2 protein-coding genes are annotated in these 2,630 nt (G+C 67.8%); both read left to right on the top strand.

The annotated features are described in order from the left end of the window. Positions 1 to 2,216: GTPase family protein (locus tag VFG33_RS31805; protein WP_524538161.1), on the top strand; the 2,216-nt coding region annotated here is incomplete at its 5' end. Next, a partial coding sequence (locus VFG33_RS31800) for a P-loop NTPase family protein (protein WP_524538160.1) occupies positions 2,213 to 2,630 on the top strand: 418 nt, incomplete at its 3' end. The genes VFG33_RS31805 and VFG33_RS31800, both read left to right, overlap by 4 nt.

Here is a 2,630-nt window from a genome sequence, read left to right as displayed (position 1 = left end):
CCGAGGCCGATACCGACGACGTACCGGAGTCGGCAACCGAGAGCGCCGAGGCGTCCGACCCCGCAGACGAAGGCACAGCCAACGACGAGAGCCCCGCGAACGACGAGAGCGCTGCCAGCGGCGAGGGCGACCAGGGCGCTGGCGATGCGGACGACGCAATCGGCGACGAGCGTGCCGAGGACGCAGGGAGCACTGACGACAGTGCCGGCGCCGACGGCTCGGCAAAGGACGAGAGTGCTGCTGGCGGCGAGAGTGACGAGGGCGCTGGCGATGCGGACGACGTAGTCGGCGACGAGCGTGGCGAGGATGCAGACGGCACTGACGACAGTGCTGGCTCCGACGGTGCCGAGGGCTCGGCGAACGACGAGAGTGCTGCGGGCAGCGAGGGTGCTGCAAGTGACGAGGTTGCTGGCGACGAGGGGGAGCAGGGCGTCGGGGACGCGGACGACGATGGTGAGGGTGTTGTTGCGGAGGAGTTGAGTGCGGAGGAGGCGGCGGCTCGGGGGGCTGCTGAGCAGGCGGCTATGGCGTTGATTACGGCGCTGATGCGGCTGCGGGGTGCTCTTGCCAGTAGTCAGTTGCCGATCGACGTGGTTGGGGCTGATGAGGCTCGGCAAGAGCAGAAGTCCATGCTCGACCAGCTCGACGACTACGTCCTGCCGCGGCTGGTTCAGCTCGAGGCTCCAGTGCTTGCGGTTGTCGGCGGTTCGACCGGTGCCGGCAAGTCGACTCTGGTGAACAGCTTGATCGGGCAGGTCGTCAGCGAACCAGGCGTACTCCGCCCGACCACCCGCTCGCCGGTTCTGATCCACCACCCTGCCGACGCCGAGTGGTTCGCCGGCGACCGGGTGCTGCCCGGCATGGCCCGGTCCAGCGGCGACAGCCCAGGTGGAATCGAAGGCCCGGGGCAGATCCGTTTGGTTGCCGCCGACACCGTTCCGCAGGGCCTCACGATTCTCGATGCCCCTGACATCGATTCTGTGGTCGAGGCGAACCGCGAGCTCGCCACCCAACTCCTCGCCGCGGCCGACCTGTGGTTGTTCGTGACCACCGCCGCGCGGTACGCCGATGCCGTCCCGTGGGATTTCCTGCAGAGCGCGTCGGACCGGAGTACTGCGGTCGCGGTTGTGCTCGACCGGGCACCTGCCGACACGATCGACGACATCACCGGGCACCTCGCGCAGATGCTGCTCGAGCGCGGCCTGGGAGACTCGCCGTTGTTCAGCATCAAGGAGACCGTTGTCGACGGCAACGGAATGCTGCCGACCGAGGTAGTTGCCTCGATCAAGGATTGGCTGATCGACCTGGCGGCGGACGCCGAGGCCCGGTCGGCCGTCGTACGGCGGACTCTGCACGGTGCCGTGACTGCGATGACCAAGAAGACCCCCGCCTTCGCCAAAGCGGTTCGAGCCCAGGCTGACACCCTTGTGGAGCTCCGGTCGACTGCGGAGTCGGCGTACGACCGGGCTGTGAAGGACGTCGCCAAGGCCACGCAGGACGGCACCATGCTGCGTGGCGAGGTACTGGCCAGGTGGCAGGAGTTCGTCGGCACAGGCGAACTGCTGAAGGGGCTGCAGACGAACGTCGGCCGGGCGCGCGACAAGGTGCGGGCTGCGGTCGTGGGCAAGCCGCCGCCGACCAGGGACCTCAAGGACGCCGTGGAATCCGGCCTGGAGTCCCTGCTGCGGGAGCACGCCGAAGCGGCGGCCGAGCGGGCCGAGGAGTCCTGGCAGTCGACGGCTCCGGGACGCCAGTTGCTGGCCACCGGCGACCGCGACATGGGCCGGATGTCCAAGGAATTCCCTGCTGAGGCGAGCCGCGCAGTACGCGAGTGGCAGGGCTTTGTACTCGAACTGGTCCGTAAGGAAGGCGCTGACAAGCGTTCTACCGCCAGGATCCTTGCCTATGGCGTCAATGGTCTCGGGCTGGCCTTGATGATCGTCATCTTCGCCAGTACGGCGGGGCTGACCGGCGCAGAGGTCGGTGTGGGAGCAGGGACCGCTGTGGTCGGGCAGAAGCTGCTGGAGGCAGTGTTCGGCGACCAGGCAGTCCGTACGCTGGCCACGAAGGCGCGAGAGAACCTAGACGGTAGGGTTCATGCATTGATGGATGCGGAATTCGCCCGCTATCTGGCCGTGCTCGACCAGCATCCGGTCGATTCCGACGCACCCAGACGACTGACTGAGGCCGCGCGCGCGGTGGAGGACTGCACGTGACGGGAATCATGGAGACGGTCAAGGGCCTGGTGAGGGGCTCCTCTGACGTCCTGACCAAGATCGATGCCTTGGGGGAAGCCGCCGAGGCCGGTCGTGGACGGCTGGACCAGGTTGTGCTCAGCGAGGCCTCGCAGATCGTGGACCGCGCGAGTCAGCGGTTGCGGATGTCCGGCGACCTGACTGTGGTGGCTCTGGCCGGTGCGACGGGGTCGGGCAAGTCCTCGCTGTTCAACGCACTGACCGGGCTCGATCTGGCCGCTATCGGCACCCGCCGCCCGACCAGCTCGATGCCGCTGGCCTGTGTATGGGGCGAGGAGCCTGCCGGTGAGGTATTGAACTGGCTGGGCATCCCGCGGCGACACCAGGTGCAGCACCGCAGTTCCCTTGAGGGTGCGCACTCCGAGGACCTGGACG

Source organism: Kribbella sp. (assembly GCF_035687465.1).
Classification (GTDB): Bacteria; Actinomycetota; Actinomycetes; order Propionibacteriales; family Kribbellaceae; genus Kribbella.
The sequence above is the reverse complement of the archived record's forward strand: the minus strand, read 5'-3'. Positions and strand labels throughout refer to the sequence as shown.